The sequence below is a fragment of the Streptomyces sp. NPDC059224 genome (assembly GCF_042754285.1).
GTDB lineage: Bacteria > Actinomycetota > Actinomycetes > Streptomycetales > Streptomycetaceae > Streptomyces.
Genome location: NZ_JBHZAN010000042.1, coordinates 1 through 25,916, shown reverse-complemented (window position 1 = coordinate 25,916; position 25,916 = coordinate 1). Strand labels below are relative to the sequence as shown.

Annotated in this window: 29 protein-coding genes, 1 pseudogene and 1 riboswitch; of the genes and pseudogenes, 13 read left to right on the top strand and 17 right to left on the bottom strand. The window is 73.4% G+C overall.

The genetic code is table 11. The features are described from left to right. Positions 1–20: 20 nt before the first annotated feature. The 6 genes from ACFXI4_RS36500 to hypA are packed head-to-tail and all read left to right on the top strand — an operon-like array spanning position 21 to position 3,759. Positions 21–1,811 carry a nickel-dependent hydrogenase large subunit gene (locus tag ACFXI4_RS36500; RefSeq protein WP_384999474.1) on the top strand — a complete coding sequence of 597 codons (1,791 nt, stop codon included), beginning with the start codon at positions 21–23 and terminating at the stop codon, positions 1,809–1,811. Beyond that, the gene (locus ACFXI4_RS36495) at positions 1,804–2,352 is read left to right on the top strand and encodes a NifU family protein (protein WP_384999471.1); all 549 of its coding nucleotides are present in this window, start codon (positions 1,804–1,806) and stop codon (positions 2,350–2,352) included. The genes ACFXI4_RS36500 and ACFXI4_RS36495 overlap by 8 nt, the downstream gene beginning before the upstream one ends. Continuing rightward, positions 2,349–2,963: a DUF5947 family protein gene (locus ACFXI4_RS36490; RefSeq protein WP_384999468.1), complete on the top strand. Its 615-nt coding sequence runs from the start codon at positions 2,349–2,351 to the stop codon at positions 2,961–2,963. The genes ACFXI4_RS36495 and ACFXI4_RS36490 overlap by 4 nt, the downstream gene beginning before the upstream one ends. Before the next feature lie 29 nt (positions 2,964–2,992). Continuing rightward, positions 2,993–3,199: a hypothetical protein gene (locus tag ACFXI4_RS36485; RefSeq protein WP_384999465.1), complete on the top strand. Its 207-nt coding sequence runs from the start codon at positions 2,993–2,995 to the stop codon at positions 3,197–3,199. 22 nt (positions 3,200–3,221) lie between these two features. Then, on the top strand, positions 3,222–3,413 hold the full coding sequence (locus tag ACFXI4_RS36480; protein ID WP_384999462.1) for a hypothetical protein: 192 nt from the start codon (positions 3,222–3,224) through the stop codon (positions 3,411–3,413). A gap of 7 nt (positions 3,414–3,420) precedes the next feature. Then, positions 3,421–3,759: a hydrogenase maturation nickel metallochaperone HypA gene (gene hypA / locus ACFXI4_RS36475; protein ID WP_384999459.1), complete on the top strand. Its 339-nt coding sequence runs from the start codon at positions 3,421–3,423 to the stop codon at positions 3,757–3,759. Positions 3,760–3,814: 55 nt separating this feature from the next. Here hypA and hypE read toward each other — a convergent pair whose 3' ends face one another. The 8 genes from hypE to ACFXI4_RS36435 all read right to left on the bottom strand — a co-directional run bounded on the left by hypE (position 3,815) and on the right by ACFXI4_RS36435 (position 12,953). Beyond that, entirely contained in the window at positions 3,815–4,804 is a 990-nt protein-coding gene (hypE, locus tag ACFXI4_RS36470) for a hydrogenase expression/formation protein HypE (protein WP_384999599.1), read from the bottom strand. Positions 4,805–4,871: 67 nt separating this feature from the next. Then, positions 4,872–5,996, bottom strand: coding sequence for a hydrogenase formation protein HypD (gene hypD / locus ACFXI4_RS36465; protein WP_384999456.1), 1,125 nt, complete (start codon positions 5,994–5,996; stop codon positions 4,872–4,874). After that, positions 5,993–6,283, bottom strand: coding sequence for a HypC/HybG/HupF family hydrogenase formation chaperone (locus ACFXI4_RS36460; protein ID WP_362727812.1), 291 nt, complete (start codon positions 6,281–6,283; stop codon positions 5,993–5,995). The genes hypD and ACFXI4_RS36460 overlap by 4 nt, the downstream gene beginning before the upstream one ends. Positions 6,284–6,286: 3 nt before the next feature. Then, positions 6,287–8,650: a carbamoyltransferase HypF gene (gene hypF / locus ACFXI4_RS36455; protein WP_384999453.1), complete on the bottom strand. Its 2,364-nt coding sequence runs from the start codon at positions 8,648–8,650 to the stop codon at positions 6,287–6,289. Beyond that, positions 8,647–9,369, bottom strand: a complete 723-nt coding sequence (gene hypB, locus ACFXI4_RS36450) for a hydrogenase nickel incorporation protein HypB (RefSeq protein WP_384999451.1) — start codon at positions 9,367–9,369, stop codon at positions 8,647–8,649. The genes hypF and hypB overlap by 4 nt, the downstream gene beginning before the upstream one ends. Positions 9,370–9,433: 64 nt before the next feature. After that, positions 9,434–10,015, bottom strand: a complete 582-nt coding sequence (locus tag ACFXI4_RS36445) for a hydrogenase maturation protease (RefSeq protein WP_384999448.1) — start codon at positions 10,013–10,015, stop codon at positions 9,434–9,436. Next, a complete protein-coding gene (locus ACFXI4_RS36440) occupies positions 10,012–11,682 on the bottom strand; it encodes a hydrogenase maturation protein (protein WP_384999445.1) in 1,671 nt (556 codons plus the stop codon). The genes ACFXI4_RS36445 and ACFXI4_RS36440 overlap by 4 nt, the downstream gene beginning before the upstream one ends. A 20-nt stretch (positions 11,683–11,702) precedes the next feature. Then, entirely contained in the window at positions 11,703–12,953 is a 1,251-nt protein-coding gene (locus ACFXI4_RS36435; protein ID WP_384999442.1) for an acyltransferase family protein, read from the bottom strand. Between the two features lie 137 nt (positions 12,954–13,090). Here ACFXI4_RS36435 and ACFXI4_RS36430 point away from each other — a divergent pair, with 137 nt between their 5' ends. The 4 genes from ACFXI4_RS36430 to ACFXI4_RS36415 all read left to right on the top strand — a co-directional run bounded on the left by ACFXI4_RS36430 (position 13,091) and on the right by ACFXI4_RS36415 (position 15,725). Continuing rightward, positions 13,091–13,300, top strand: a complete 210-nt coding sequence (locus tag ACFXI4_RS36430; protein WP_384999439.1) for a hypothetical protein — start codon at positions 13,091–13,093, stop codon at positions 13,298–13,300. Between the two features lie 84 nt (positions 13,301–13,384). After that, a complete protein-coding gene (locus ACFXI4_RS36425) occupies positions 13,385–14,131 on the top strand; it encodes a nuclear transport factor 2 family protein (protein WP_384999436.1) in 747 nt (248 codons plus the stop codon). Then, a complete protein-coding gene (locus ACFXI4_RS36420) occupies positions 14,128–14,469 on the top strand; it encodes a YciI family protein (RefSeq protein ID WP_384999433.1) in 342 nt (113 codons plus the stop codon). Before ACFXI4_RS36425 ends, ACFXI4_RS36420 begins: the two co-directional genes overlap by 4 nt. Further along, a complete protein-coding gene (locus ACFXI4_RS36415) occupies positions 14,466–15,725 on the top strand; it encodes an RNA polymerase sigma factor (RefSeq protein WP_384999430.1) in 1,260 nt (419 codons plus the stop codon). The genes ACFXI4_RS36420 and ACFXI4_RS36415 overlap by 4 nt, the downstream gene beginning before the upstream one ends. Before the next feature lie 467 nt (positions 15,726–16,192). Here the strand turns inward: ACFXI4_RS36415 and pgm are convergent, their stop codons facing one another. Further along, the gene (pgm, locus tag ACFXI4_RS36410; RefSeq protein WP_384999427.1) at positions 16,193–17,833 is read right to left on the bottom strand and encodes a phosphoglucomutase (alpha-D-glucose-1,6-bisphosphate-dependent); all 1,641 of its coding nucleotides are present in this window, start codon (positions 17,831–17,833) and stop codon (positions 16,193–16,195) included. A gap of 280 nt (positions 17,834–18,113) precedes the next feature. Here pgm and ACFXI4_RS36405 point away from each other — a divergent pair, with 280 nt between their 5' ends. After that, positions 18,114–18,281 carry a hypothetical protein gene (locus ACFXI4_RS36405; protein ID WP_384999424.1) on the top strand — a complete coding sequence of 56 codons (168 nt, stop codon included), beginning with the start codon at positions 18,114–18,116 and terminating at the stop codon, positions 18,279–18,281. Positions 18,282–18,662: 381 nt separating this feature from the next. On the opposite strand, the gene ACFXI4_RS36400 is transcribed toward ACFXI4_RS36405, so the two are convergent. The 3 genes and pseudogenes from ACFXI4_RS36400 to ACFXI4_RS36390 form a co-directional block, all read right to left on the bottom strand. Continuing rightward, complete coding sequence (locus ACFXI4_RS36400; protein WP_384999421.1) at positions 18,663–19,415, bottom strand: CbtA family protein; 753 nt, start codon at positions 19,413–19,415, stop codon at positions 18,663–18,665. A gap of 21 nt (positions 19,416–19,436) precedes the next feature. Beyond that, on the bottom strand, positions 19,437–19,658 hold the full coding sequence (locus ACFXI4_RS36395; protein ID WP_360238136.1) for a CbtB-domain containing protein: 222 nt from the start codon (positions 19,656–19,658) through the stop codon (positions 19,437–19,439). Between the two features lie 35 nt (positions 19,659–19,693). Beyond that, a riboswitch (cobalamin riboswitch) is annotated at positions 19,694–19,832 on the bottom strand. A 73-nt stretch (positions 19,833–19,905) separates the two neighbouring features. Then, positions 19,906–20,964, bottom strand: a pseudogene (locus ACFXI4_RS36390) (enoyl-CoA hydratase/isomerase family protein). A 258-nt stretch (positions 20,965–21,222) separates the two neighbouring features. Between ACFXI4_RS36390 and ACFXI4_RS36385 the strand changes: the two are divergent. Both ACFXI4_RS36385 and ACFXI4_RS36380 read left to right on the top strand, forming a co-directional pair. Beyond that, positions 21,223–21,927: a GNAT family N-acetyltransferase gene (locus ACFXI4_RS36385; RefSeq protein ID WP_384999418.1), complete on the top strand. Its 705-nt coding sequence runs from the start codon at positions 21,223–21,225 to the stop codon at positions 21,925–21,927. Positions 21,928–22,037: 110 nt separating this feature from the next. Continuing rightward, positions 22,038–22,844 carry a thioesterase family protein gene (locus ACFXI4_RS36380; protein WP_384999416.1) on the top strand — a complete coding sequence of 269 codons (807 nt, stop codon included), beginning with the start codon at positions 22,038–22,040 and terminating at the stop codon, positions 22,842–22,844. A gap of 1 nt (position 22,845) precedes the next feature. Here the strand turns inward: ACFXI4_RS36380 and ACFXI4_RS36375 are convergent, their stop codons facing one another. The 5 genes from ACFXI4_RS36375 to ACFXI4_RS36355 form a co-directional block, all read right to left on the bottom strand. After that, on the bottom strand, positions 22,846–23,520 hold the full coding sequence (locus ACFXI4_RS36375) for a hypothetical protein (RefSeq protein WP_384999413.1): 675 nt from the start codon (positions 23,518–23,520) through the stop codon (positions 22,846–22,848). Next, a complete protein-coding gene (locus ACFXI4_RS36370) occupies positions 23,507–24,019 on the bottom strand; it encodes a DUF6114 domain-containing protein (RefSeq protein WP_384999410.1) in 513 nt (170 codons plus the stop codon). Before ACFXI4_RS36370 ends, ACFXI4_RS36375 begins: the two co-directional genes overlap by 14 nt. A gap of 11 nt (positions 24,020–24,030) precedes the next feature. Next, positions 24,031–24,654, bottom strand: a complete 624-nt coding sequence (locus tag ACFXI4_RS36365; RefSeq protein ID WP_384999407.1) for a DUF6230 family protein — start codon at positions 24,652–24,654, stop codon at positions 24,031–24,033. Positions 24,655–25,045: 391 nt separating this feature from the next. Further along, entirely contained in the window at positions 25,046–25,399 is a 354-nt protein-coding gene (locus ACFXI4_RS36360; protein ID WP_384999608.1) for a hypothetical protein, read from the bottom strand. Next, positions 25,285–25,641 (bottom strand): TMEM175 family protein, encoded by a 357-nt coding sequence (locus ACFXI4_RS36355; RefSeq protein ID WP_384999596.1) that lies wholly within the window; start codon positions 25,639–25,641, stop codon positions 25,285–25,287. The genes ACFXI4_RS36360 and ACFXI4_RS36355 overlap by 115 nt, the downstream gene beginning before the upstream one ends. Between the last annotated feature and the right edge of the window lie 275 nt (positions 25,642–25,916).

Here is a 25,916-nt window from a genome sequence, read left to right as displayed (position 1 = left end):
AGCAAAGGTCAGCGACGCCGATGACAACCGAGGCCCGGAAGACAGGGCGCAAGCCCGAGCAGATCGTGGACATGTCCTGGGATCCGATCACCCGGATCATCGGAAACCTGGGCATCTACACGAAGATCGACTTTGCCAACCGGGAGGTGGTGGAGTGTCACAGCACCTCCTCCCTCTTCCGCGGCTACTCCGTCTTCATGAAGGGGAAGGACCCGCGCGACGCGGGCTTCATCACCTCGCGGATCTGCGGGATCTGCGGCGACAACCACACCACGTGCTCCGACTACGCCCAGCAGATGGCGTACGGGGTGAAGCCGCCGCCGCTGGCCGAGCACATCGTCAACCTCGGCGAGGCGGCCGAGTACATGTTCGACCACACGATCTTCCAGGACAACCTGGTCTTCGTGGACTTCTGCGAGCAGATGGTCAAGGCCACCAACCCCAGCGTGCTGGCGCGGGCGCAGAAGACCGCCGCCCCGCGCGGGGACATCCACGGGTACCGGACCGTCGCGGACATCATGAAGGCCTTCAACCCCTTCGAGGGCGAGGTCTACAAGGAGGCCCTGAAGGTCTCCCGGACCACCCGCGAGATGTTCTGTCTGATGGAGGGCCGGCACGTCCATCCCTCCACGCTGTATCCGGGCGGTGTCGGCACCATGCCGTCGCCGACCGCGTTCACCGACTACCTCAGCCGGCTGATGCACGTCATCGACTTCGTGAAGAAGGCCGTCGCCATGAACGACGACGTCTTCGACTTCTTCTACGAGGCGCTGCCCGGCTACGAGGAGGTCGGCAAGCGCCGCATCCTGCTCGGCTGCTGGGGCGCCTGGCAGGACCCGAAGGTGGTCGACTACAAGTACGAGAACATGGACCGCTGGGGCAAGGCGATGTACGTCACCCCGGGCATCGTGGTCGACGGCGAGCTGGTCACCAACAACCTCGTCGACATCAACCTGGGCCTGAGGATCATGCTCGGCAGCTCCTTCTACGAGGACTGGGTGAACGAGGACCCCTTCGTCACCCACGACCCGCTGGGCAACCCGGTCGACATGCGCCACCCGTGGAACCAGACCACCCTCCCGGTGCCGCAGAAGCGGGACTTCGACGCCAACTACAGCTGGGTGATGAGCCCGCGCTGGTTCGACCAGCGCACCGGCGACCACCTGGCGCTGGACACCGGTGGCGGCCCGCTCGCCCGGCTCTGGTCGACCGCGCTCAGCGGCATCGTCGACACGCCGTACATCAAGGCCACCGGCACCAGTGTGCGGATCTCGCTGCCCAAGGGCGAGTCCCTGCCGGAGACCACCCTGGAGTGGAAGATCCCGAAGTGGTCCAACACCCTCGAACGTGACCGCGCCAGGCCGTACTTCGTCGCCTACGCGGCGGCCATGGCCCTGCAGTTCCTGGACGAGGCGATGGGGCTGGTGCGGTCCGGCGACACCAAGGTGTTCGAGGACTTCGAGGTGCCGGACGAGGCGATCGGCTGCGGCTTCCACGAGGCGGTGCGCGGGGTCCTCTCCCACCACCTGGTGATCAAGGACAAGAAGATCGCCAACTACCACCCGTACCCGCCGACCCCGTGGAACGCCAGCCCCCGGGACAAGTTCGGCACCCCCGGTCCCTACGAGGACGCCGTCCAGGGCCAGCCGATCTTCGAGGAGAACGGGCCGGACGACTTCAAGGGCGTCGACATCATGCGTACGGTCCGCAGCTTCGACCCGTGTCTGCCGTGCGGTGTCCACATGTACACGGGCAAGGGCAAGACGCTGAGCGTCACGCACTCGCCCACCTACGGGGCGAACCATGGCTGACCCGGGGCGGCTCGACGGCCGGGCGGTCGAGGCCCGGCTGGCCCGCCTCGACACGCTGCTGGAGGGGCTGGAGTCCGCCCCCGGCCCGACCGGCGGTCCGGCCGTCGAGGCGGTACGCCTGCTGACCGAGGTCTACGGCGAGGCGCTCGCCCGCGTCCTGGACCGCGCGGACGCGGCCCTGGCCGGGCAGCTCTTCGACGACGAGCTCCTCGACCATCTCCTGGTCCTGCACGACATCCACCCCGACTCGCCCGAGCGCCGGGCGGCCCGCGCGGTCGAGCGGCTGCGCCCCGCCGTGCGCGAACGCGGCGGCGACGTCGAGTGGGCCGGAGTGGAGGGCCAGGTGGGCCGGGTGCGGCTGACCACGGGCGGCGGTTGCGGCTCCGGGTGCGGCGGAGGTACCACGGAGGTGGCCGACGCGGTCCGCGAGGCGGTGCTCGCCGCGGCCCCCGAGCTGGTGGACGTGCAGCCCCTGCCCGAGGCCCCGGCCCCCGCCTTCGTCCCCCTGGACTCCCTGCGCCGGCCGCAGGAGGCCCGGTGAGCACCGACGGAGCCCTTGCCCGCCTCATCCGCTCCGCCGCCGACCACCGGCCGGCGGCGGAGGCGGAGGTGTGCGACCTGTGCGCCGCCCCGGTTCCCGAGCACCATCCGCACCTGTACGACACCGGCCAGGGCGAGGTCCGCTGCGCCTGCCGCCCCTGTGCGCTGCTGTTCCCGGGAGACCCGGGACGGCCGGGACACGGCTCCGGCGACGTGCAGTTCCGGCTGATCCCGACCCGCCGGGTCCGCCTTCCGAAGGTGGACACCGCGACCCTCGGGGTCCCGGTCGGTCTGGTCTTCTTCGTACCGCGCGCCGACGGCTCGGTCACCGCCGAGGGACCGAGCCCGGCGGGTGCCATGCGCTGGGAGGTGGACGCGGCGGCCTGGCAGCGGGCGGTCGCCGGCTGCCCGCCCCTGGCCGGTCTGGTCCCCGACGTCGAGGCGCTGCTGGTCAACACCGTCCACGGCCTGGACCACCACTGGATCGCACCGGTCGACGACTGCTTCCGCATGCTCGCGGTGGTCCGCCGGGAGTGGCGCGGCCTGTCCGGCGGCGGACGGATGTGGCCGGCCGTGGAGCGTTTCTTCGAGGAGCTCACCGAGCGGCCTTGAGGAACGGCAGCACAGGAAGGAGAAACCCCATGGGAAGCATCCGAGTCGGCCGAGCCCAGGCGAGGCCCGACACACCGTCCCACGTGCCCGGTATGCACCAGGGCAACCAGGGGCCGCACACCACCCAGACCGGGCACCACCCGGACGGCACCGCCGACGCGCGGCGCTCCACCGGCATCCACTGGAAGCGGCACGACACCCTGCTGGACGTCATGCCGAACATCCCTCCCGGATGACACAGAACAGGGAGTTCCCCACATGAAGGTCCAGCGAATGAAGGTCCAGCGAAAGAGAACCGGAACGGCGGCCCAGCGCGTGCTGACGGCCGAGATCGCCGTCGTGGGCGCCCTCGCCCTGGCGGTGTTCGTCACGGAGCTGCCCTCGATCATGCGCGAGATGAAGATCTGGCGGATCGCGGGTGGTCTGCGCGCCGGCCACCGGTATCCGTGAGCCGGTCGTGCATGAACTGTCGATCGCGACCGCGATCGTGGAACAGGCCGGTGCATGGGCCCGGGCGGACGGGGCGGACACCGTCTCGGCGGTGTCCGTCCGGGTCGGCGAGTTGTCCGGGGTGGTCCCCGACGCTCTGACCTTCGCCTTCGAGGTGGCCCGTGACGGCACCGCGCTGGCGGGGGCCGACCTCGTGGTCGAGCAGGTGCCCGCCCGGGCCTGGTGCGACCCGTGCGCGCAGGAGTTCGCGGTGGGCATGCCGCCGTTCTTCTGGTGCCCGCGCTGCGACCGGCCCTGTCCCGAGCTGCGCAGCGGCCGGGAACTGGAGATCACCGCGGTGCAATGACCCCGCCCGGTGCCCCGGAACGAACCGGGGCACCGGGCGGGTCATCGGGCCGTCCTCAGCAGATGCGGGGCAGCTGCTCGCCGAGCGGCAGGTCGACGACCCGGGTGCCGCCCAGTCCGGTGGCCACCACGACCATCCCGGGATGGTCGGCCACGCACTCACCGATCCGGGTCGCGCCCGCCCCCTGCGGATGGGCGCGCATCGCCTCCAGGACGGCCTCGGCCTCGCCCGGCGGCACGAAGGCGACGAGCCGGCCCTCGTTGGCGACGTAGAGCGGGTCGAGCCCGAGGAACCCGCAGGCGTTGGCGACCGCCTCCGGTACCGGGATGGCCCGCTCGGCCAGCCGCACCCCCGTGCCCGAGGCCCGGGCGATCTCGTTGAGCGAGGCGGCCAGGCCACCGCGGGTGGGGTCGCGCAGCACGTGGATGTCCGGGGTGACGTCCAGCATGGTGGCGACCAGGTCGGCCAGCGGCGCGGTGTCGCTGGCGATCTCGACGCCGAACTCCAGCCCCTCGCGCACGCTCAGCACGGCCACCCCGTGCAGCCCGATCGGACCGCTGACGATGACGGCGTCACCGGGACGGGCCCGCTGCGGCCGGATGTCGACGCGTTCGGGGACGAGCCCGACGCCCGCGGTGGTGACGTACACGCCGTCCCCGTGCCCGGCCTCGACCACCTTGGTGTCACCGGTGGCGATGGTGACCCCGGCCGTCTCGGCCGCCGCGCCGATCGCCCGCGCGACGCGCTCGACGACGGCCAGCTCCACGCCCTCCTCCAGGACGAACGCGGCGGACAGGTAGGCGGGCCGGGCGCCGCTCATCGCCAGGTCGTTGACCGTGCCGTTGACGGCGAGGTCGCCGAGACAGCCGCCGGGGAAGAACAGCGGCCGTACGACGTAGGAATCGGTGGAGAGCGCCAGCCGGGCACCGCCGAGCTGCAGGACGGCCGAGTCGGTCATGCCGGCGAGCACGGCGTTGCCGTAGGCGGGGACGAAGACCTGCTCGATCAGTTCGGCGGAGAGGGCGCCGCCGCCGCCGTGGCCCATCACCACGACCGGCTGGTCGCGGATCGGTGCCGGACAGCTCCAGTTCGCCGGGTCGGCGACGGTCTGCTCAGCCAACGGGGTTCATCTCCTCGCGCGCGGCCGGTTCGGACATCCGGCGGTACAGGTAGTAGGCGGCGCAGGCACCCTCGCTGGAGACCATGGTGGCGCCGAGCGGGGTGCGCGGGGTGCAGCCGGTGCCGAAGGCCGCGCACTCGGTGGGTTTGATGAGCCCTTGCAGGACCTCGCCGGCCCGGCACTCGGCCGGTTCCTCGGTGCGGATGCCGGTGACGTCGAAGCGGTGCTCGGCGTCGAAGTCCCGGTAGGCCGGGCCGAGCCGCCAGCCGCTGGCCGGAATGGGGCCGATGCCGCGCCAGGAGCGGTCCGTGACCTCGAAGACCTCCTCGATCATGCGGACGGCCGCCGGGTTGCCGTCCTCGCGCACGGCGCGGGGGTAGGCGTTCTCCACCCGGTGCTCGCCGCGCTCCAGTTGGAGGACCGTGCGGCGGATGCCCTCCAGGATGTCGAGCGGTTCGAAGCCGGTGACGACGACGGGGACCCGGTGGCGCGCGGCCAGTTCCGGGTACTCGGCCATGCCCATCACGCTGCACACGTGTCCGGCGGCCAGGAAGCCCTGCACCCGGCAGCTGGGGGCGGTCATGATGGCCTCGATGGCCGGGGGGACCCGGACGTGGGAGACCAGCAGGCTGAAGTTGCCCAGGCCCAGCCGCCTGGCCTGGTGGACGGCCATGGCGTTGGCGGGCGCGGTGGTCTCGAAGCCGATGGCGAAGAACACCACCTGGCGGTCGGGGTGCCGCTGGGCGAGCTTGACCGCGTCGAGCGGCGAGTACACCACGCGGACGTCGCCGCCCTCGCCCTTGACCCGGAACAGGTCGCGGTCGGTGCCGGGAACCCGGAGCATGTCGCCGAAGGAGCAGAAGATCACCCCGGGGCGGGCGGCGATCTCCAGTGCCTTGTCGATGCACTCCAGTGGGGTCACGCAGACCGGGCAGCCCGGGCCGTGGATCAACTCCACCTCCTCGGGCAGGAGTTGGTCGATGCCGTGTCGGATGATCGAGTGGGTCTGGCCCCCGCACACCTCCATCAGGGCCCAGGGCCGGGTGACGGTGGACCGGATGCCTTCCAGCAGACGGCGGGCCAGCTGGGGGTCGTTGAACTCATCGAGATACTTCACCGGACCTCGTCCCCCTCGGCCTGCCGGGCCGCCTGCTGCCAGGCGTCGCCGAACTCCTCTTCCATCAGCCCCAGTTCCTCGAAGAGCTTGAGGGAGGCCAGGGCCGACTCCTCGTCGAGCCGCTGGAGGGCGAATCCGACGTGCACGATGACGTACTCACCGACGCGGACGTCGGACACGTACTCCAGACAGGCCTGCTTCTGCACACCGCCGAAGTCGATCAGGCCGGTGAGCGGATCGGACGTGCCGTCGATGCTCACGACTCTGCCGGGCACTGCCAAACACATGGGTCACTCCGTCTCGTCGCAGACTGCCGTACGCCGGCCGTCCTCGGGTCGTTGTCCGTGGGCCGCGACCATCAGCTGCCCGAGGGCCAGCCCGCCGTCGTTCGGCGGGACTTCGCGGTGCAGCAGGACCGTGAACCCGTCGCCGCGCAGCAGGTCGGAACCGGCCTGCTCCAACAGGGCGTTGGCGAAGACGCCACCGGTGAGGGCGACGGTGCTCAGGCCGGTGGCCCGGCGTGCGGCGCGGCACAGGTCCAGGACCACCCGGGCGACACCGCGGTGGAAGCGGGCCGCCATCACCGGTACCGGGGTACCGCGCCGCAGGTCGGTGACGAGCGCGCTGAGGGCCGGGGCCGGGTCGAAGCGATCGCCGAAGGCGTAGGCGGCCGCCTCCTCGTGCCAGGCCAGGCAGGCCTGCGCCTCCAGTTCCAGGGCGGCCTGGGCCTCGTACCCGGCGCGGTGGCACACACCGGTGAGGGAGGACACCGCGTCGAAGAGCCGGCCCATGCTGGAGGTGGCCACGCAGCCGGCCTGGCTGGGCAACTGCCGGGCCAGTAGGTGGAGTTCCTCGTTCGAGCAGGCGGCGACACTGGGCAGGTCCGGGTCCCAGGGCAGGCCGGCCGCCCACAGCCGGGCCAGCGCCGTCCGGCACGGGTTGGCGACCCCCGCGTCACCTCCGGGGAGCGGGGCGGGGGCGAGGTGGGCGAGGCGCCGGTAGCCGGTGTAGTCGGCGACGAGCACCTCGCCGCCCCACACGGTGCCGTCGTCGCCGTAGCCGGTGCCGTCGAAGGCGACGCCGATGACCGGCGTGGTGCCGTCGAGGCCGGACTCCGCCATGGCGGCGGCGACATGGGCGTGGTGGTGCTGGACGAACACCGGTTTCTTCAGCGGGAGCCGGGCGGCGCGGCGGCGGGCCCAGGCGGACGCGTGGTAGCCGGGGTGGCGGTCGGCGGCGACGAGTTCGGGGCTGACTCCGGTGAGCCGGTGCAGATGCCGTTCCGCGCGGACGGCGGCCTCCAGCGTGGCCAGGTCGCCCATGTCGCCGATGTGCGGCCCGAGCCAGGCCAGTTCGCCCTCGCCGACGCACAGCGCGTTCTTGAGGTCGCCGCCGACCGCGAGCGCGGGCCGTACCGGGACCGGCAGGCGCAGCGGGCCGGGCACGTATCCGCGGGAGCGGCGCAGGACCTGTGCGGTGCCGTCGGCGCGCACCCGCAACAGGGAGTCGTCGCAGGGTGAGGCGATGGGCCGGTCGTGGGCGAGCCAGGCGTCGGCCAGTCCGAACAGCCGGGTCAGCGCCTCGTCGTCGTCCGTGACGATCGGTTCGCCCGAGCGGTTGCCGCTGGTCATGACCAGGACGCGAGGGCCGGGCGGGTCGCCGGGAAGTCCGAACAGGAGGGTGTGGACGGGGGTGTAGGGCAGCATGACGCCGAGGTGGGGGCTGCCGGGGCAGACCCCGGGTGCCAGCCGTACGCCGTCGCGGGGCCGGAGCAGGACGACGGGGCGGCGGGGGCCGGTGAGCACGGCCCGTTCGGCGGCGCCGACCACGGCGATCCGCTCCGCCTCCGCCAGGTCCGCGCACATCACGGCGAACGGCTTGTCCCCGCGCGCCTTGCGGGTGCGCAGGGTCTCGACGGCCCGGGCGTCGGTGGCGTCGCAGGCCAGGTGGTAGCCGCCGATGCCCTTGACGGCGACGATCCGACCGGCGGCGAGCAGCTCTCGCGCCCGTGAGAGGGCGTCACCGTCGCGAGCGGCCCGCACTCCGCCGCCCGCGGCGGGCACCAGCCGCAGCCGGGGCCCGCAGTCCGGGCAGGCCACGGGCTGGGCGTGGAAGCGGCGGTCGGCCGGGGCGTCGTACTCCCGGGCGCAGGCGGCGCACAGCGGGAAGCCGGACATGGTGGTGACCGCACGGTCGTAGGGCAGGGCGGTGGCGATGGTGAAGCGGGGGCCGCAGTGGGTGCAGGTGATGAAGGGGTGGCGGTGTCTGCGGTCGGCCGGATCGGCCAGCTCCCGCAGGCAGTCGGCGCAGGTCGCGGTGTCCGGCGGGAGCTGGGTGCGGCCCGGGGCGGACTGCTCGGTCGCGCGGATGGTGAACCCGGGGTCCGCCCCGGTGACGGGTACGTCCTCGACGCCGACGGCGCTCACGGTGGCCAGCGGCGGCGGCTCGGCGGCGAGCAGCTCACCGAACCGTTCGACGTCGGCGGCCGGTCCCTCGACCTCGATGATCACACCGTTCGCCGTGTTGCCGACGAACCCGGTGAGCGCGAGAGCGGCGGCGAGGCGGTGGACGTGGGGACGGAAGCCGACGCCCTGCACGGTTCCGCGCACGGTGATGCGCCGGCGCACGGCCGTCGCCGTGGTGGGGGAGGTCACGGGGCGCTGGGCGCGTGGACGTGACCGTGCGGGTGCGGGGCGAGCGGCGGCCGGTGCGCGGGCGCGCCGTCCCGTACGGCGAGCACCCGGTCCAGGACCGTGTCGACGCCCTCGCCGGTACGGGCGCAGGAGCGGACGATCTCCACCCCGGGATTGACCCGCCGCACCTGGTCGGCGAAGGCCCTCTCGTCAAAGCCGGCCGGCGCGGCGAGGTCGGTCTTGGTGAGCACGACGAGGTGCGCCGAGCCGAAGGCGGTGGGGTACTTGGCGGGCTTGTCCTCGCCCTCGGTCACCGCCATCAGCACGATCCGCAGCTGTTCACCGAGGTCGTAGGAGGCCGGGCAGACGAGGTTGCCGACGTTCTCCACGAACAAGAGCGCGGTGTCCGGCGGCAGCCAGCCCTCCAGATGGCCGCGCACCTGCCGGGCCTCCAGATGGCAGAGCCCGTCGGTGAGCAGCTGTTTCACCGGTGCCCCGGACCGGGCCAGCCGCCTGGCGTCGTTCTCGGTGGCGAGGTCGGCGGTGAAGGCGGCGACGGGTACGTCCCGCTCCAGTGCCCGGGCCAGCACCCGGCCCAGCAGTTCGGTCTTGCCGCTGCCGGGGCTGGAGAGCAGGTTCACCACGCTCACCCCGCGTGCGGCCAGGTCGTCGCGCAGGCTTGCGGCCAAGCCGTCGTTGCGGGCCAGGACGGCCCGGGTGACGTCCTCGGACTGACACATGGGTGCTCCTCGATCGCTGCGTTCCGGTGGAACCCTCGGATCGGGCGGGGCTCGTCCCGGTCCGCTAGCGATCCTCCGCGCCGGTGGCTGCCGGGTGCGGGAGCCCGGCCGCGGAGGGGCCCGTGGATTCCTCCGGGCGGGCCAACGAGGGCGTGACCTGGGGATCCGCCAGCAGTGCCGGGACCAGGACGTGCAGGGCTTCGACGGCCTGTCCGACCGCGCCGCGCACCGGCTCGCTCAGGCCGGGGGCGATGTCCTCGTCGCCGCGTGGCAGCTCTGCGGGTTCGCAGGCGAGCACCAGGACCCGCGGCAGGGGTTCGTCGCCGAGGTGGGCGGCCAGGGCGAGCACCTTCGCCGGGTCCATGCCGTGTGCCTCGGGCGGGGCCGCCGGGGCGCGGCCCGGGAGTTCGGGCTCGATCAGGGAGAGCGTGCCGGGGGGCCTGCCGCCCGCGGCGGCGTCGACGAGGACGGCGACCGTCCAGCCGTCGAGCAGGGCGTAGGCGAGGTCCATGCCCCGGATGCCGAAGTCCCGGACCGCCGCCCCGGCGGGCAGCGGGCGCCGGGTCAGAGCGCGGATCACCTCGGGCCCGAAGGAGTCGTCGCCGAGGAAGATGTTGCCGACACCCGCCACCAGCAGCCGCGTCACCGGGCACCGCCCGGGACCTTGCGGACGAAGTCCGAGCGCAGCGCGTGGTAGGCGGCGGCCGGGTCGAAGAACAGGGCGTGCATCCGGTCGAGTTCGTCCTTGCGGTACTCGGCGAGCGGTCTGCGTGCCTCGTCGGCCTCGCGCGCCGCGGCCTTGGCGGCGACGCGCCGGCCGAGTTCCGGGGTGCCGGCGAGCGCGGTCGCCAGCTCCTCGACCTCGGCGGCGAAGCACTGTGCGGGGACCGGCAGCACCCGGTCGACGAGCCCGGTCCTGAGGGCGGTCGCGGCGCTCACCGGCCGCGCCTCCTCGGTCAGCCGGCGCGCGGTCCGCGCCCCGGCGCGGCGGGGCAGCGAGTACGTCCAGAACTCCGAGCCGTACAGTCCCATCCGCCGGTAGTGCGGGTTGAGAACGGTGCCGGCCCGGCACCAGACCTCGTCGGCGGCGAGGGCGAGCATGGCGCCGCCGGCCGCCGCGTTCCCGCCGAGCGCCGCCACGACCAGCCGGTCGGTGGTCCGCAGCACGGCCTCCACCAGGTCGTCCATGGCGTCGAGGTTGGCCCGGGACTCCTCGGCGGGGTCCGGGGCGGCCTCGATGACGTTCAGATGGATGCCGTTGGAGAAGAAGTCCCGCCGGCCGCCCAGCACCAGTACCCGGGTGGGACGGGCGAGCGCGTACGTGTAGGCGGCGAGCAGGCGCCGGCAGTGGTCGGTGCTCATCGCGCCGCCGGGGAAGGAGAAGGAGACGAACCCGACGTCGCCGCGCTGCCGGTAGCCGATGTCGGTCCAGGTGCGGCGGCCGGGGGGCGGTTCGAGCGGGGCGGGGCTGTCGGGGAGGCCGTGGTCCGCGAGGACGTCGGCCGCGGGGCGGCGGAAGGGTGCCGGGTCGCCGGAGTTCTTGCGGGGGCGCAGCTCGGGGATCCACACGGCGCCGTCCCGGGTGGCCCGGCAGACCGCACCCGCGCGGGTCGCGAGCAGCTCACCGGGGCGGCCGCGCAGCAGGTCCTCGGGGTGGCCGCCGTGCAGGAACAGCTCCCGGCCGAGGAGTTCGTCGAGCACCCCGGGCTGGGAGTCTGCGCCGCGCAGCTTGCACAGGACCGTCTCGGTGTCGTCGGCCGCCCAGTCGATCCGCCGCCGCGACTGGCGGAAGACGTCCCGCCAGACGATCCGGCCGCGGATCGCGGGATCGCTCTGCGGCACCGGCTTGTACGAGCCCTCCGCATACCGGCGTACGGCCTCGTGGACGGCGGTGAGGGCGGCGTCGGCGACCTCGCCCCGGTAGAGGTCGCTCTTGCCGACCGGCTCCACCGGGAAGGATTCGCTCGCCCAGACCGCGCCGGCGTCCACTGCCGCCTCGGCCTGGAGCACGGTCACTCCCCAGCGGCGCTCCCGCCGGGCGACGGCCCAGTCGAGCGAGGAGGGGCCGCGGTCGCCGGGCGGTCCCGGGTGCACGACCAGACAGGTGTGGTCGCGCCAGACGTCACCGGGGAGCGCGGTCTTCAGCATCGGCGCGATGATCAGTTCCGGACGGCGGCCCCGCACCGCGGAGCGGACGGCGTCCGGGCCGCGGTCGGCGAGGACGATGTCCACCCGGTGGCCGAGGTCGGACAGTTCGGCGTACACCCGTTGGGACAGGCTGTTGAAGGCGCTGGCGACGAGCAGAATGTCCATGGTGCGGCATATTTGCCGCTTCAGCGCTCTGCGGGAAGCACCCCGGCGGCGTTTCGCCGGCCGTCCTGGACGGGGCGCTCCTCCCCCCGTCCCTCCTGTCGCCCTTCCCTGTGTTCCGTCTGCGCCCGGAACGCCCACTCCATCCTGGGTTCCAGTACGAACCGGAAGACCCGGCGCACCGGCGGTGTGCACAGCAGGGTCACCACCGCGGCGGCGACGAGGGTGGCCGTCACGGCGCCCAGCGGGCCGTGCGTCCAGGACGGGCCGTACCAGTGGGCGGGCTTGGCGCTCTGCGCGACGAAGCCGTGCAGCAGGTAGCCGTAGAGCGTGCCGGCGCCGAGGGCGGTGAACCAGGTGCGGCGGCCCGGCACCCAGGCGAGGAAGCAGGCGGCCAGCACCAGGGAGCAGCCGAAGACGGCGAGGGTCATGACGGGCCCGTACCAGGCGGGCAGGCCGAGCTGCTGGGCGCTGTCCCGGTGGAAGAACCAGCGGTAGCCCAGGTGCGGCGCCGACCAGTACGCGACGGCGAGGGCGCACAGGGCGACGGGGACGGCCCACAGGCGCACGCTCCACCGGCGCAGCAGGCGGAAGTGCTCCGGCCGCAGGCACAGGCCGAGCACGAAGTACGGCAGGAACTGCAGGACCCGCTGCAGGTCGAAGTCGCTGCCGATGGACGGCGTGAGGCTCGCCAGCGCGGCGACGGCGAGCGCGAGGGGCAGCGGCCACCGCACGAGCCGCCAGATCGGCGTCGTCAGCCGCCAGATGAACAGGGCCGCCAGGAACCAGGTCAGGTACAGCGGATCCAGCAGGCTGATCTCGCGGTCGGGGGCGTGGTCGCTCCACCGGGTGAAGAGGGTGTAGGCGACCTCGAACACCACGTAGGGCACCGCGACCCCGGTGACCAGCCGCTTGATGCGGGCGGGGCCGGCGTCGAAGCGGCGGGAGAAGTAGCCGGAGATGATGATGAACGCCGGCATGTGGAAGGCGTAGACGAACGTGTAGAACGCGGTGACGGTACGGCTGTCCGAGCGCAGCGGCTCCCAGGCGTGCCCCACGGCCACGAGGACGATCGCCAGGTACTTGGCGTTGTCGAAGTAGGCGTCGCGCCGGGCGGGGGGCGGTCCGTTCCGGGCGGCCGGGCCGTTCCGCGGGGCCGGGCGGGGCGGCGGGACCCGGGTCCGGTCCGCGTCCGCCGCGCCGGCGGGCGGCGCGTCGACTGTGGCTGCTGTCTCGCGGGAGCCGGACAGACCAGAACACCTCTCACACATCATGCGCTCACGGGAGCGAAGGGGGGCCGTGCACGGGGCTCCGCACGGGGCGGTGCACGGCGGCGGTACCCGGGCGGTACTCCGGTCACGCTGCTCTCCGGAATCCCGCGAAGTAAACCTGCCGTGACGCGCCGGCGTCCATGCGGGAAACCTCACACGTCCGCCGGACCGCCGGCCCGAAGATGGTTCCGCGGGCGAGGGGCGCCGTCGCCTATCCGGTCAACGCGCTGGCGATGACCCCGGCCGACTGGCGGGAGCACTACGGCGGCCAGTGGGACGCCCTGGTCCGGGCCAGGGCTGTCCACGACCCGCACGGCATCCTCGGCCGGGGCCACGGCATGGTGCCCTGAGCATCTGGGTCCGCCGGGGTGTCGATTCCGCGCGGCGCCGTTCGTCGGTGGGGTGTAAGAAGCTCTTGAGGACCGGGAGGAACGATGAAGTACATGCTGCTGGTCTGCGGCGACGACACCGCCGACGCCACCGGGATGGCGCCGGTCGGGCCCTGGGTGGAGGAGCACGGTGTCCGGCGCGGGGCCCGGCTCTACGGCCACCGGCTGCAACTGCCCGACACGGCGGTCACCGTACGCGTCCGCGACGGTGAGGTGCTGCGGACCGACGGTCCGTTCGCGGAGACGAAGGAGTACGTCGCCGGATTCGACGTCGTCGACTGCGACAGCCTGGAGGAGGCCGTACGGATCGCGGCCGGGCACCCCGTGGCCACCATCGGGGCCATGGAGGTGCGGCCGTTCTGGGACGAGGGGTTCACCGAGGACGCCGAGACGGCGATCCGCGCTCTCGACACCGAGCTGACCGAGGCCTTCCGCGAGCGGGACGTCGAGCGGCTCACGGCCTGCTACGCGCCCGATCTGGAGGCCTTCGCGCCCGGTGACGTGCAGGGGCGGTCGGGGATCGCCGCGTTCCGCAAGGCGGCCGAGGGGTGGTTCGCGGCGCTCGACGGGCCGGTCCACCGCGAGGTGCTGGACCTGCGGGTGCGGCCCGGGGAGGGCAGCGCGTTCAGCCACGCCCTCGTCCGGATCCGCGGCACCCGCCCGACCGGGGAGCGCCTGGACCGGACGGTGCGCGTCACCACCGGCTACCGGGACACCGGTTTCAGCTGGCTGATCGCCCACGAGCACGTATCGGTGCCGCCGGCGGAGACGGCCGGGAAGGAGTGGTCATGAAGTACGTCCTGTTCATCTGCACGCCCGTCGGCGGCGAGGAGCTCAGCCCCGCCGAGATCGCCGAGGACCCGCGCTTCACCTCGTACATCCACGAGGTCCGCAGCCGTGACGTCGTCAAGGGCGGCGCCCGGCTGCGGCCCGCCGCCGACGCGACCACCGTGCGCGTGCGGGGTGACGACGTGCTGCTGAGCGACGGCCCGTTCGCCGAGACCAAGGAGTACGTGGCGGGCCTCGACATCATCGAGGTCGCCGACCTCGACGAGGCCATCGCGCTCGCCTCCCGGCACCCGGCGGCACTCGCCGGCGGCTCGGTCGAGGTGCGGCCGGTCTGGGAGTGAGTGTCACGGACGACGGCGGGAAGGCCGTCGCCGCCGCCTTCCGCGAGGAGTGGTCCCAGGTCGTCGCCACCCTGATCCGGGTGACCGGCGACTGGGACCTCGCCGAGGAATGCGCGCAGGACGCCTTCGCCCAGGCGCTCGTGCGGTGGCGGCACGACGGAGTGCCGCGCCGCCCGGGCGCCTGGCTGACCACGACCGCCCGCAACCGCGCCCTGGACGTGCTGCGCAGGGAGGCGGTGGGGGCGGCGAAGCTGCGGGAGGCGGCCGTGCTGGCACGGGACGAGGGACCCTGCGATCCGGATCACGAGGGCGACGACAGCGGTGTGGCCGACGACCGGCTGCGGCTGATCTTCACCTGCTGCCATCCGGCGCTGCCCATCGAGGCCCGGGTCGCCCTGACCCTGCGCACCCTCGCCGGGCTGACCACGCCGGAGATCGCCCGCGCGTTCCTCGTCCCCGAGGCGACGATGGCGCAGCGGCTGGTGCGCGCCAAGCGGAAGATCCGCAACGCCGGCATCCCGTACCGGGTGCCGCCGGCGCATCTGCTGCCCGACCGCACGACGGGCGTCCTCGCCGTGCTCTACCTGCTGTTCAACGAGGGGTACGCGGCGACGGCCGGCGACGGCCTGACGCGGGCCGGGCTGTGCGCCGAGGCCGTCCGGCTGGCCCGGCTGCTGGCCCGGCTGATGCCCGACGAGCCGGAGGTCGTCGGGCTGCTCGCGCTCCTGCTGCTGCACGACGCCCGCCGGGACACCCGGGTGGACGCGGCAGGCGACCTGGTGACCCTGGAGGACCAGGACCGCACGGCGTGGGACCGCGCCGAGATCGACGAGGGCGCCGCGCTCCTGGAGGGCGCGCTGCGTCGCGGCCGCCCCGGCCCGTACCAGATCCAGGCGGCGATCGCGGCCTGCCACGCCACCGCGGCGACCGCCGCCGACACCGACTGGGCGGACGTCGCCGGTCTGTACGGCGAACTCGAGCGGTACGTCCCCTCGGCCGTGGTCCGGCTCAACCGCGCGGTCGCCGTGGGCATGGCCGAGGGCGGTGAGGCGGGCCTCGCCCTGGTGGCGGAGCTGGAGGCGACGGACGACCTGGCCGGTTACCACCTGCTGCCGGCGACCCGCGCCGACCTGCTGCGCCGCATGGGGCGCGGCGGCGAGGCGGCCGCGTCCTACGAACGGGCCCTGGAACTGGTGGAGAACACGGCCGAGCGGAGGTTCCTGGAGAAAAGGCTCATGGAGTGCCGGGCCGGGTAGGGACCACCGGGCGCCGCGACCGCGCCGGCCGCGCCGCTTCGCGTCCTGCGGCAGTTCCCTGAACTCCTGCCATCGCACCCGAGGCCGGGGCCGACCGCGCCGGCGCAGTCGGCGGTCGGTGGCCCGTCCCCGCGGATGCTGAGCGCCTTCTGAGCGAACGCCAGGGACGTGCTCGACAGCAGGGTTCCGTCCCGGCGGCGCCGCACGGCCGTCGGCCACGCCAGGGGGTGCCGTCCCGGCCCGGGGTGACGAACTCGCAGGTGCGGTGGGCGTCCAGGACCGCGAGCGCAGCGGAGTCGAGTACGGTCACCGGGCTACTCCCCGTCCAGCGGCGCGCGCACGGTGCGGCGGCGGGCCGCGTACTGGCGGCGGCCGACGGTCCGCCACAGCACCCGGCCGATCCACGGCGGGTACCGGAGGCGACGGCGCCGGCCGGTCCGGCCCTCCGTCGCCTCCGCAGCCGGGCGTCAGCCGCCGAGCGCGGCCATCACGACCGCCTTGGCCTCCTCCTGTACCCGGGCCAGGTGGTCGGGGCCCTGGAAGGACTCGGCGTAGATCTTGTACACGTCCTCCGTGCCGGACGGGCGGGCCGCGAACCAGGCGTTCTCCGTGGTCACCTTGATGCCGCCGATAGCGGCGCCGTTGCCCGGCGCCTCGGTGAGGACCCCGGTGACCGGTTCACCGGCCAGCGTCTCGGCCGTGACCTGGGCCGGGGAGAGCTTGGCGAGGAGGGCCTTCTCCTCGCGGGTCGCCGGAGCGTCGATACGGGCGTAGGCGGGCTCGCCGAACCGGGCCGTCAGGTCCGCGTAGTGCTCGGACGGGGTCTTGTCCGTCACGGCCGTGATCTCGGAGGCGAGCAGGGCGAGCAGGATGCCGTCCTTGTCGGTGGTCCACACCGAGCCGTCCCGGCGCAGGAAGGAGGCGCCGGCCGACTCCTCGCCGCCGAACCCGATCTCACCGCTGATCAGCCCGTCCACGAACCACTTGAACCCGACGGGCACTTCGGCCAGCCGCCGGCCGAGGTCGGCGGCGACCCGGTCGATCATCGAGGAGGAGACGAGGGTCTTGCCGATGCCCGCGCCCGGAGCCCACTGCTCGCGGTGGCGGTAGAGGTAGGAGATGGCGACGGCCAGGTAGTGGTTGGGATTCATCAGGCCGGCGTCGCGGGTGACGATGCCGTGCCGGTCGGCGTCCGCGTCGTTGCCGGTGGCGACCCGGAACTCGTCCCGCTTCTCGATCAGCGAGGCCATCGCGTACGGCGAGGAGCAGTCCATGCGGATCTTGCCGTCCCAGTCCAGCGTCATGAACCGCCAGGTGGGGTCGGTGTACGGGTTGACCACGGTGAGGTCGAGGCTGTGCCGTTCGGCGATGCGGCCCCAGTAGTCGACGGAGGCACCGCCGAGCGGGTCGGCGCCGATGCGCAGCCCGGACGCCCGGACGGCGTCGAGGTCGAGGACGCTGGGCAGGTCGTCGACGTACACGCCCATGAAGTCGTAGCGGCCGGTGGTGGGCGCGGCGAGGGCGCGCTCGTAGGGCAGGCGCTGTACGTCCTTCATCCCGTCGGCGATGATCCGGTTGGCGCGGTCCTGGATCCAGGAGGTGGCGTCGGAGGCGGCGGGGCCGCCGCTGGGCGGGTTGTACTTGAAGCCGCCGTCGGCGGGCGGGTTGTGCGAGGGGGTGACCACGACGCCGTCCGCGAGGCCGGTCGCGCGGCCGCGGTTGTGGGTGAGGATGGCGTGCGAGACGGCGGGGGTCGGCGTGTAGCCGTCGGCGCTGTCGACCAGGACGGTGACGCCGTTGGCGGCGAACACCTCCAGGGCGGTGACCTTCGCGGGCTCGGACAGGGCGTGCGTGTCGGCGCCCAGGAAGAGGGGACCGTCGGTGCCCTGGCCGCTCCGGTACTCGCAGATGGCCTGGCTGGTGGCCGCGATGTGGTCCTCGTTGAACGCGGTCGCCAGTGACGATCCGCGGTGCCCCGACGTGCCGAACGCCACCCGCTGGGCCGGGTCGGCCGGGTCCGGGTGCCGTGCGTAGTAGGCCGTGACCAGCCGGGCCACGTCGACGAGGTCCTCCGGAGCCGCCGGCCGGCCCGCTCGCTCATGCGGCATGAGTCCACTTCCTCCGCAGTCGTTGATCGATCGCTGGACGCCCATCTTTCCTTGTCAGGGGCGGCGGACGCGAGTGCGGGACCGGCGTCGGCCCCGAAGACACAGCGGGTTCACGGCTGGTTCACGGCCCGCAGGATACGGCGTTCGTGCCGCGGCGGCCGGGCGGTCGGCCGAACGGCTCCCCGACGGGCGCGGCGGACGTTCCGGAAGGCCTCCGGGGCGACATACTGAACATCGGTCAACTCCCGCGCCCCCGGGGCACTCACGAGAGGCAGCACCCGTGGAGAACTCCCTCGCGCCCGCCGCTCAGGATCGCTACGACACCTATCTGAGCCATGTGCGGAGCTGCCCCGACTGCCGGCCCGCGCGCTGCCGGACGGGGCAGGCGCTGGTGCGTGCCTACCTGGCGACCACCCGGGCGGAGCGGTCCGGCCCCCGCGGGCTCTGACTTCGGGCCGCGGTGTCCCCCGCCGGCGGGCGTGAGGCGGCCGGGACGCGGTGGCGGCAAAGCAGGCCGGCCCTCGCGCAGCGCAGGCACTCGGCCTGAGGCGCGGCTGCCGTGCCCGAAGCGGACCGGCACTCCGGCGCGGCCCGGCCGGTCAGCTCCCGGCAGTCCGGATCGTGACGGTCCGCCAGGTCGCCGACCAGGGTCTCCAGCTCGCTCAGGAGCTGCTCTGGCCGCCGCGGCTGATGCGGCGTGGCCGGGGGTGTCCGGCCACTCGGGTCCTCCGCTCCTCGTCCTGCCCGTCCCTGCCTGATCGGTCGCGGTGCCCGCAGAAGGCGAGGGCCCCCGGATGGTTCCGAAGGGCCCTCGCGTGACGTGAATCGTTCAGTGAGCGGCGGGAACCGTCCGCCCGGCCGGGGCCTTCGCCGGCCTGGGGTTGAGCTGCCGATCCGCCAACTCACCGAAGAGCAGGCCGAATCCGCCCCACAGCACCAGCTGGACGGCCAGTGCCGAGATCCGGAACCGCCACAGCAGGGTGGCCGGGAAGTCCCTCGGCACCTCGTTGATGGCCGGCAGGAACTGGTAGGCGAGTCCGACGACCACGGCGAACGCGGCCACCGCGGCCATGGTCGCCCACCAGGTGCCGAGGCCCGGCTGCAGCCGCTTGCCGAGGATGGTGGCGGCGACCGCCAGCAGCACGCTGAGCACCATCATCAGGAAGTACAGCGTGGTCCGTTTGCCGATGGTGTCCGGGTCGCCCACCGACGGCGGGTTGGCCGGGTATTTCAGGAAGGGCACCACGTACACGGCGAGCAGCGCGCAGCCGGACAGCAGCAGTGCCGTCGCCCGTGGCGAGAAGCGGCCGACGCGCCCCAGGGCGAAGCAGTAGGCGAGGGCGGCGATACCGCCGAAGGCGACCCCGTACACCAGCACACCGGTGGCCAGGCCCGCGGTGGACTGCAGGGAGCGGGAGACGACCTCCATCTCGTGCTCGTGCGCGTGGGCGTCCTCGAAGCTGATCGCCTTGTCGACGTTCGGCTCACCGAGGAGATAGGCGACGACCAGGGCGAGCAGACCGGCCGCGAGGCCGGCGAGCATGCCCCGCACCAGGAGGTTTCTTACCGTTGTGGAGTTCATGAGCGTGCGGCGTCCCTCGCGTCAGTGGCAGGGGAAGCCGAGGAGGTGGCGGGCGTCGTGCACCCACTCGTGGACGTCGGTACCGCTGAACACGGAGGTGGCGCCCTGCTCGGCGCCGACGAAGTAGAGCAGGACGAGCATGAGGACGCCGAAGAAGACCGCCCAGGGAGCTATCGCGCTCAGCGGCAGCTTGGCGGGAACGACGGGGGTGGTGGCTGTCGGCTGCGCGACGGTCTGCGCCATGGCAGAACCTCCTCTGGGAGTTCGCGTCCCATCTCGGTGGAGCACTGGACGACGGCTACGGGTCTGACTCACGAGATCCCGGGGGCTCTCGCATACAGTGGCGCGACCGTGCCGGACTTGCACCGGCTTCCGTTCTGCCGTCGTCGATATCGGACCGACCGTACCGCGTGTCAGGGGCACGGCCAAGACCGCCCCACCAGCCGTGATCTTCATCTCGCGTCCGGCGGTCCGTTCCGCGCCCGCCGGGTCAGCGGCGGCGGAACCCGGCGGGGCCGGCGAGTCCCAGTTCGCGCTCGCCGAGCGGAGCGAAGAAGCGGGCCACCTCGGCGTCGGTGACCTCGGCGAGCGTGGCCGGGGACCAGCGCGGGGCGCGGTCCTTGTCGATGACCTGGGCGCGGATGCCCTCCACCAGGTCGGCCGCGGACAGGGCGGCGCAGGAGACGCGGTACTCCTGGTCGAGGACGCGCTCCAGCGAACCGAGCCGACGGGCCCCGCGCAGCGCGGCCAGGGTGACCTTCAGGGCTGTCGGCGACCTCGACAGCAGGGTCCGCGCCGCCTCCTTCGCGGCCGGGTCACCGTGGGCGAGCAGGCGGCGGACGATCTCCTCGACCGTGCCGGCGGCGTAGCAGGCGTCGATCCACGCGCGCCGGCGGGCCAGTTCGCCCTCCGGCGCCGTTCGCACGTGCCCGGCGAGCGCGTCGCGCACCGGCCGTTCGGCGAGGTCGTCGATCAGCCGCTCGATCCTGTCCGATGGCACGCAGTGGTCGGCCAGCCCGCACAACAGGGCGTCGGCGGCGCCGATCTGCCTCCCCGTCAGGGCGAGGTGGGTGCCCAGTTCCCCGGGGGCGAGGGCGAGCAGGTACGTGCCGCCGACGTCGGGGACGAAGCCGATGCCCGTCTCCGGCATGGCGATCCGGGAACGCTCGGTGGCGATCCGGACGCTGCCGTGCGCGGAGACGCCGACGCCGCCACCCATGACGATGCCGTCCATCACGGCGACGTACGGCTTCGGGTAGCGGGCGATCCGGGCGTTGAGGCGGTACTCGTCGCGCCAGAACGCGGCGGAGGCCCTGCCGTCGCCGTCGCGGGCGTCGTCGTGGATGGCCCGGATGTCACCGCCCGCGCACAGGCCGCGTTCTCCGGCGCCGGTGATGACGACCGTCTCCACGGCCGGGTCGTGCTCTCACTCGGTGAGCGCCTCGGCGATGTCGAGCACCATGGCGTGGGTGAGGGCGTTGAGCGCCTTCGGCCGGTCGAGGGTGATGCGGCCCGCCCGGCCGGCGACGTGGAGCAGGACGTCGCTCATCCGGAGGCCTCCGTGCGGCCGCGGGCCAGGTCGACGCGCATGATCTCGTTGTTCCTTCCGGGATCCGGTGGACCCGCAGGTCACGGTTGGTCCTCCCGATACCGTACGCGTGCGGCCGCCGCGCCCCGGCACGGCACCCGTGGACCCCGCCCGAGGGGGCCGTCCTCGGGCACCTCCGCGGGACTCCCGTCTCCCGCCCCGCGCACGCTGGTTACGATCATCGGCGGCACGGACACCGGCCCGAAGGGAGGCTCCACGATGACGAGCGAGGAGAGCATCGTGCTCGACGACCCGGTGGGCGCGTCCCTGAGCGGCCGCCACGCGCATCTGGGCCGCCGCCTCGGCCGGGCCGCGACCTATCAGCCGGACGTCGCGACCTTCTCGTCGGTGTCCGCCGGTCCCGGGCCCGAGGACTGGACCGATCTGGCCGAACTGCTCGGCCCGGGCGCGTTCGCCGACATGTTCAACTGCCCGGCGCCGCCACCGCCGGACTGGGAGCCGGTCTTCGTCCTCGAAGGCCGGCAGCTGGTCTGGCCCGGCACCGGCCGGCCCGCACCGGCCCTCGTCCCTGGCGGTGGCGACCTGGTCGAACTGAGCGCGGCCGACGTCCCCGAGATGCTCGCGCTCGTCGCCCGGACCGAACCGGGGCCGTTCCGGCCGCGCACCCGTGAACTCGGCAGCTACCTCGGCATCCGCGACGGGGGCGTGCTGGTGGCCATGGCCGGCGAACGGCTCAGGCCGCCGGGCTGGACCGAGATCAGCGCCGTCTGCACCGCCCCCGAGGCCCGCGGCCGGGGCCATGCCGCCCGCCTGGTGAGCACCCTCGTGGCACGCGTCCTGTCCCGGGGCGAGCGTCCCTTCCTGCACGCGGCCGAGTCGAACACCCGCGCGCTCGCGCTCTACGAACGGCTCGGCTTCGAGAGCCGCAGGCACGTGACCTTCCGCGGCTTCCGCACCCCGTGACGCCTCCCAGGCCCCCGGCCACTTAGGTGCACTGTGCACTTTCTCACCCGCCGCGCGGGCGCGGATACCGCTAGCGTCCGAGGTGCACACCCCGCGAGGAGAGGCGTCCGTTGTCCATCCCGACCGTGTCCCAGGGCAGTTACTTCGAGGCCGTCGGCGGCCACCGTTACAAGCCGACCCCGCACGCGGGCGGGGCCTGGGCCCCGGACGAACAGCACTTCAGTCCGCTGTCGGGGCTCGTCGTGCACGCCCTCGACCAGTACCGGGCCGCGGGAGCGGACGACGGTCTGCTGCTGTCCCGGATCAGCTACGACATCCTCGGCCGCCTGGCCCTGGACGAGTGCGAGATCGAGGTGGAGACCGTCCGTCCGGGGCGGACCATCGAGCTCCTCGAAGCGGTCGTACGGATCTCCGGCCGCTCGGTCCTGCGGGCCCGCGCCTGGTACCTGGCGGAACTCGACACCGCCGCGGTCGCCGGCGGCCCCGACGACCGTCTCGTCCCGCCGGACTCCCTCGCCCCGTGGCCGGCCGCCGAGCTCTGGCCCGGCGGCTACATCGACTCCGTGGAGATCCGCCCGGTCGGACCGCGGCGCCCGGGCCGTACGGCGGCCTGGATCTCCTCGCCGGTGGAGCTGGTCGCCGGCGTTCCGGTCAGCCCGCTCGCCTCGTATCTCACCCTGGTCGACACCGCCAACGGCATCGCGGTGCGGCAGCCGCCCGGCGAGTGGATGTTCCCGAACGTCGATCTGACCGTCCATCTCCACCGTCAGCCCCGCGGCATCTGGACGGGGTTGGACACCAGGGTCACCTTCGGCCCCACCGGGCAGGGTCTCACCAGTACCGTCCTGCACGACGTGGACGGCCCGGTCGGACACGCCTCACAGATCCTGACGGTCCGGCCGCTGACGGGGCACTAGGTCACCTGGCCGCGGCGCGCAGCTGGGCGCCCTTGATGGACAGCCGGCCGCCGCGCTGCACGACCTGGGTGACGGTCGCGGAGACGAGGGTGATCGTGCGGGTCCGGGTGGCGGGGTGCGCGAGCCAGCGGGGTACGGCGCCCGGCGTGACGGTGACGGTACGGTGCGCCGGGAGCCGGCCGCCGCCGAGGCCGGTGACCCGGCCGGACAGCTTGCGGACGTAGAGCGTGACCACGCCGTCCGCTCCCAGGCCCCTGACCGTGGCGGTCGTCTCCGGTCTGGCCCGCAGGCGCAGCGCCGCGCGGCCCCGCCCGGCCGTCAGGTCGAGATCGACGGCGTCCAGCGACCGTACGGTGAGCCGGAGCGTCCGGACGCTCCCCGTGGCGGTGTGCACCGTGGCCGTCCCGTGGAACCTGGCGCCGCGCAGCACGAGACGGTCGGCGCGCAGCACCAGGGTGCCCCTGCCGGTGCGGGGCGGCGCACCGGGCCGCGATGCGTCGGCGGGCGCCGTGGAGCCGTTCACCGCCGGGTACAGGGACAGGCAGGTCACGGCCATCGCGCAGGCGAGCGGCCGGAGCGCCCGGGCCAGGACGGAACGGGTCGTGCCCGCGCGGCGCGGGCGGCCGGGCCCGCCGGTGGGCACGGGCCGGCCGGTGCGGTCGTCAGCGGCCGCCACGTCGGCCCTCCGGTGCCGCGACGGCGGTTGTCGCGCCGTCGTCCGGCGGTGTCGGCTGTCCCTCGGCCGCGGGCGGCAACCAGGCGCAGGCCAGGGAGCCGCCGATCAGGCCGGAGGCGACGCCCAGGAAGAGGCCGCCGAAGTTCGCGACGGGAAAGGAGAGGATCGCGAGCAGGAGGGTGGCGATACCGGCGAAGACCCGGAGGTGGGGACGGCAGCACAGGGCGATCCCCAGGACCAGGAGCAGGGTTCCGATCACCAGGGCGCCCGCACCCGATGTGGTCGACAGGGCGAGCGGGATCCCGGCCAGGTCCAGTCTCGCGAAGGGCCAGTAGAGGATGGGCAGTCCGGCGGTGAAGGTGAACAGCCCGGCCCAAAAGGGCCGTTCGCCGCGCCAGGTGCGGAACCTGTGGCGGAACTCCGGTGCGGCGGAGACCAGTTCACCCGGCCTGCCGAAGGGGCCGATCATCACGCGCCCCGTCCTGATCAGTGATGTCATCGTCCGCCGGGTCAGGGGCATGAGTGCTCGCCCGCTTCGATGCGGATCCGCAGACCCGGGATGTTGAAGGTGCCGGCGGACACCGCGACCGCGTTCACCCGTACGTCCGTCAGGGTGACCGACGTGGACTGGAGCCCGACGCCGTCCGGGTTGAAGAACCGGGAGTCCCGGTCTCCGGACCGGACCGGGCCCTTGGAGATGGCGCCCTGGGCGACACCGATGTCGAGTCCGGTGAAGTTCGCCTGCGCGACGGCTTCCGCCGTGGCGTCGAGAAACAGGTCCGACGCCAGTACCAGCCGCTTGTCGCCTCCGCTGATCAGCAGGGTCTGGGGGCCCAGCACCGGAACGTCGACCGTGATGGCCTCGCACAGGCCGCTGATCGTCGCGTGCCGGAAGCCGGTGACCACGACGGGGATGAGTTCGCGCTTCCTGGTCACGTCGATCATGCTGTAGAGGCTGACCCCACGGGCGTTCAGGGAGTCGGCGGTGACCTGGAACTTCTGGCCCGAGACGAGGAACGAGGCGGCGAGGACGCCCTCTGCCATGCCGATGCCGAGGGTCGCGCAGGCGGCGACGGCGGGCACCAGGACCACCCCGAAGAGCCGCCAGCGGGTTCTCCCGGCGCGGTGCGACATCCCGTCTCCTTACCGTCGTGAGGTCACAGCCCCACCCTTCCGGACGAAGTGAGAGATGTCCCTTTTGTCCGCTGTTGGATCCTAGGCTTCCGGGTCGGGCGACCGGCTGCACGCCAGGCCCGCCGTACGAGTGATGCAAGTTCTGCTGCGCCCTTCGGGCGACGGAGCGGCGGCCGTCCGGAGTGCGACCAGGCCTGCGGGCCTTCGATGCGGGTCAAAGCCCCATGGCGCGGAGCAGCCCGGCCCCTGTCGGTCCGTGCACGGCTTCACCGGCCGCGCGCCGAACCGGCCTGGGTGGACGGGCTCGCAGGAGCCCCGCGGACGGCGCGGGCCACCGAGCCGCGGGCCGGCGTTCTCGGCGAACGGTCCGCCACGGACGGGGAGTCGGCGCTCACGTAGTTCGCGGAGGTGTTCGGCGGACCGCGGCCGGCGCCACGGGCCTGCGGTGCACGGCACGGACCGGGACGGCCAGCAGCCACCAGTACTCGGCGAGGCCCGGTGACCAGAAGGCCACCGGGATCGCCGTGGCGAAGACCAGGAACAGCAGCAGGTCGCGGCGGACCGTCGCCCTCAGCCGCCCGGGGTCCGCCTCCGGGCCGGCCGGCGCGGGCGCGGTGAGCAGCCGCAGGTTCATCGTCCACAGGAGGCCGATGGACAGGGCGATCGCGCCCGAGTAGCAGGCCGTCGAGGTGGTCGTCCGGCCGTACTCGCTGAGCAGCTTGGCCGGGAAGGGCAGCGCGGCCACGACCGCGAGCAGGGCGAAGTACAGGTAGAGCAGGAGCGGTCCACTTCGGCGATCAGGGTGAACAGCGCGTGCCGGGTCAGCCAGAGCACGCCGGTGACGGCGAAGCTCAGCAGGTACGCGCCGACCGCCGGGAACACCTCCCGCACCGCGTGGGCCACATCGGATTCGGGCAGGCCTTCGGGGACGTTGATGTCGAGCGCGAGCAGGGTGACGGCGATGGCGAGCACGGCGTCGCCGAGCATCGCCGGCCGTTCCGGTGCCACGGAGATCTCGCGGCGGCGGAGGGCGAGGGGACGGGGTCGCTTCACGGAGGCGGCACCACGGCGTTCCTCGGCGTACGGGACGACGGAAGGATCACCACACCGCGGTGTACGCCGAGAGCGCGAAACGGCCCGGGTGCGGCACGGCCGTTGGCCAACGGCCGTGCCGCACCCGGGCTCACCGGGACGTGGCGGGGACCCCATAGATCGGTGGGGGGGTCCGAAACCAGGAAGGGAAGGGGGAGGGGAGGACCGCG

Coding starts and splice junctions, on each gene's coding strand:
- ACFXI4_RS36425 (WP_384999436.1), top strand. CDS start 13,385: ATGAAGTACATGCTGCTGGTCTGCGGCGACGACACCGCCGACGCCACC.
- ACFXI4_RS36365 (WP_384999407.1), bottom strand. CDS start 24,654: ATGTCGCACCGCGCCGGGAGAACCCGCTGGCGGCTCTTCGGGGTGGTC.
- ACFXI4_RS36355 (WP_384999596.1), bottom strand. CDS start 25,641: ATGCTCGGCGACGCCGTGCTCGCCATCGCCGTCACCCTGCTCGCGCTC.
- hypE (WP_384999599.1), bottom strand. CDS start 4,804: ATGGGCCACGGCGGCGGCGGCGCCCTCTCCGCCGAACTGATCGAGCAG.
- ACFXI4_RS36385 (WP_384999418.1), top strand. CDS start 21,223: ATGACGAGCGAGGAGAGCATCGTGCTCGACGACCCGGTGGGCGCGTCC.
- ACFXI4_RS36440 (WP_384999445.1), bottom strand. CDS start 11,682: ATGGACATTCTGCTCGTCGCCAGCGCCTTCAACAGCCTGTCCCAACGG.
- hypB (WP_384999451.1), bottom strand. CDS start 9,369: ATGTGTCAGTCCGAGGACGTCACCCGGGCCGTCCTGGCCCGCAACGAC.
- ACFXI4_RS36435 (WP_384999442.1), bottom strand. CDS start 12,953: ATGATGTGTGAGAGGTGTTCTGGTCTGTCCGGCTCCCGCGAGACAGCA.
- ACFXI4_RS36420 (WP_384999433.1), top strand. CDS start 14,128: ATGAAGTACGTCCTGTTCATCTGCACGCCCGTCGGCGGCGAGGAGCTC.
- ACFXI4_RS36460 (WP_362727812.1), bottom strand. CDS start 6,283: ATGTGTTTGGCAGTGCCCGGCAGAGTCGTGAGCATCGACGGCACGTCC.
- ACFXI4_RS36395 (WP_360238136.1), bottom strand. CDS start 19,658: ATGGCGCAGACCGTCGCGCAGCCGACAGCCACCACCCCCGTCGTTCCC.
- pgm (WP_384999427.1), bottom strand. CDS start 17,833: ATGCCGCATGAGCGAGCGGGCCGGCCGGCGGCTCCGGAGGACCTCGTC.
- ACFXI4_RS36495 (WP_384999471.1), top strand. CDS start 1,804: ATGGCTGACCCGGGGCGGCTCGACGGCCGGGCGGTCGAGGCCCGGCTG.
- ACFXI4_RS36500 (WP_384999474.1), top strand. CDS start 21: ATGACAACCGAGGCCCGGAAGACAGGGCGCAAGCCCGAGCAGATCGTG.
- ACFXI4_RS36370 (WP_384999410.1), bottom strand. CDS start 24,019: ATGACATCACTGATCAGGACGGGGCGCGTGATGATCGGCCCCTTCGGC.
- ACFXI4_RS36400 (WP_384999421.1), bottom strand. CDS start 19,415: ATGAACTCCACAACGGTAAGAAACCTCCTGGTGCGGGGCATGCTCGCC.
- ACFXI4_RS36480 (WP_384999462.1), top strand. CDS start 3,222: ATGAAGGTCCAGCGAATGAAGGTCCAGCGAAAGAGAACCGGAACGGCG.
- ACFXI4_RS36430 (WP_384999439.1), top strand. CDS start 13,091: ATGCGGGAAACCTCACACGTCCGCCGGACCGCCGGCCCGAAGATGGTT.
- ACFXI4_RS36485 (WP_384999465.1), top strand. CDS start 2,993: ATGGGAAGCATCCGAGTCGGCCGAGCCCAGGCGAGGCCCGACACACCG.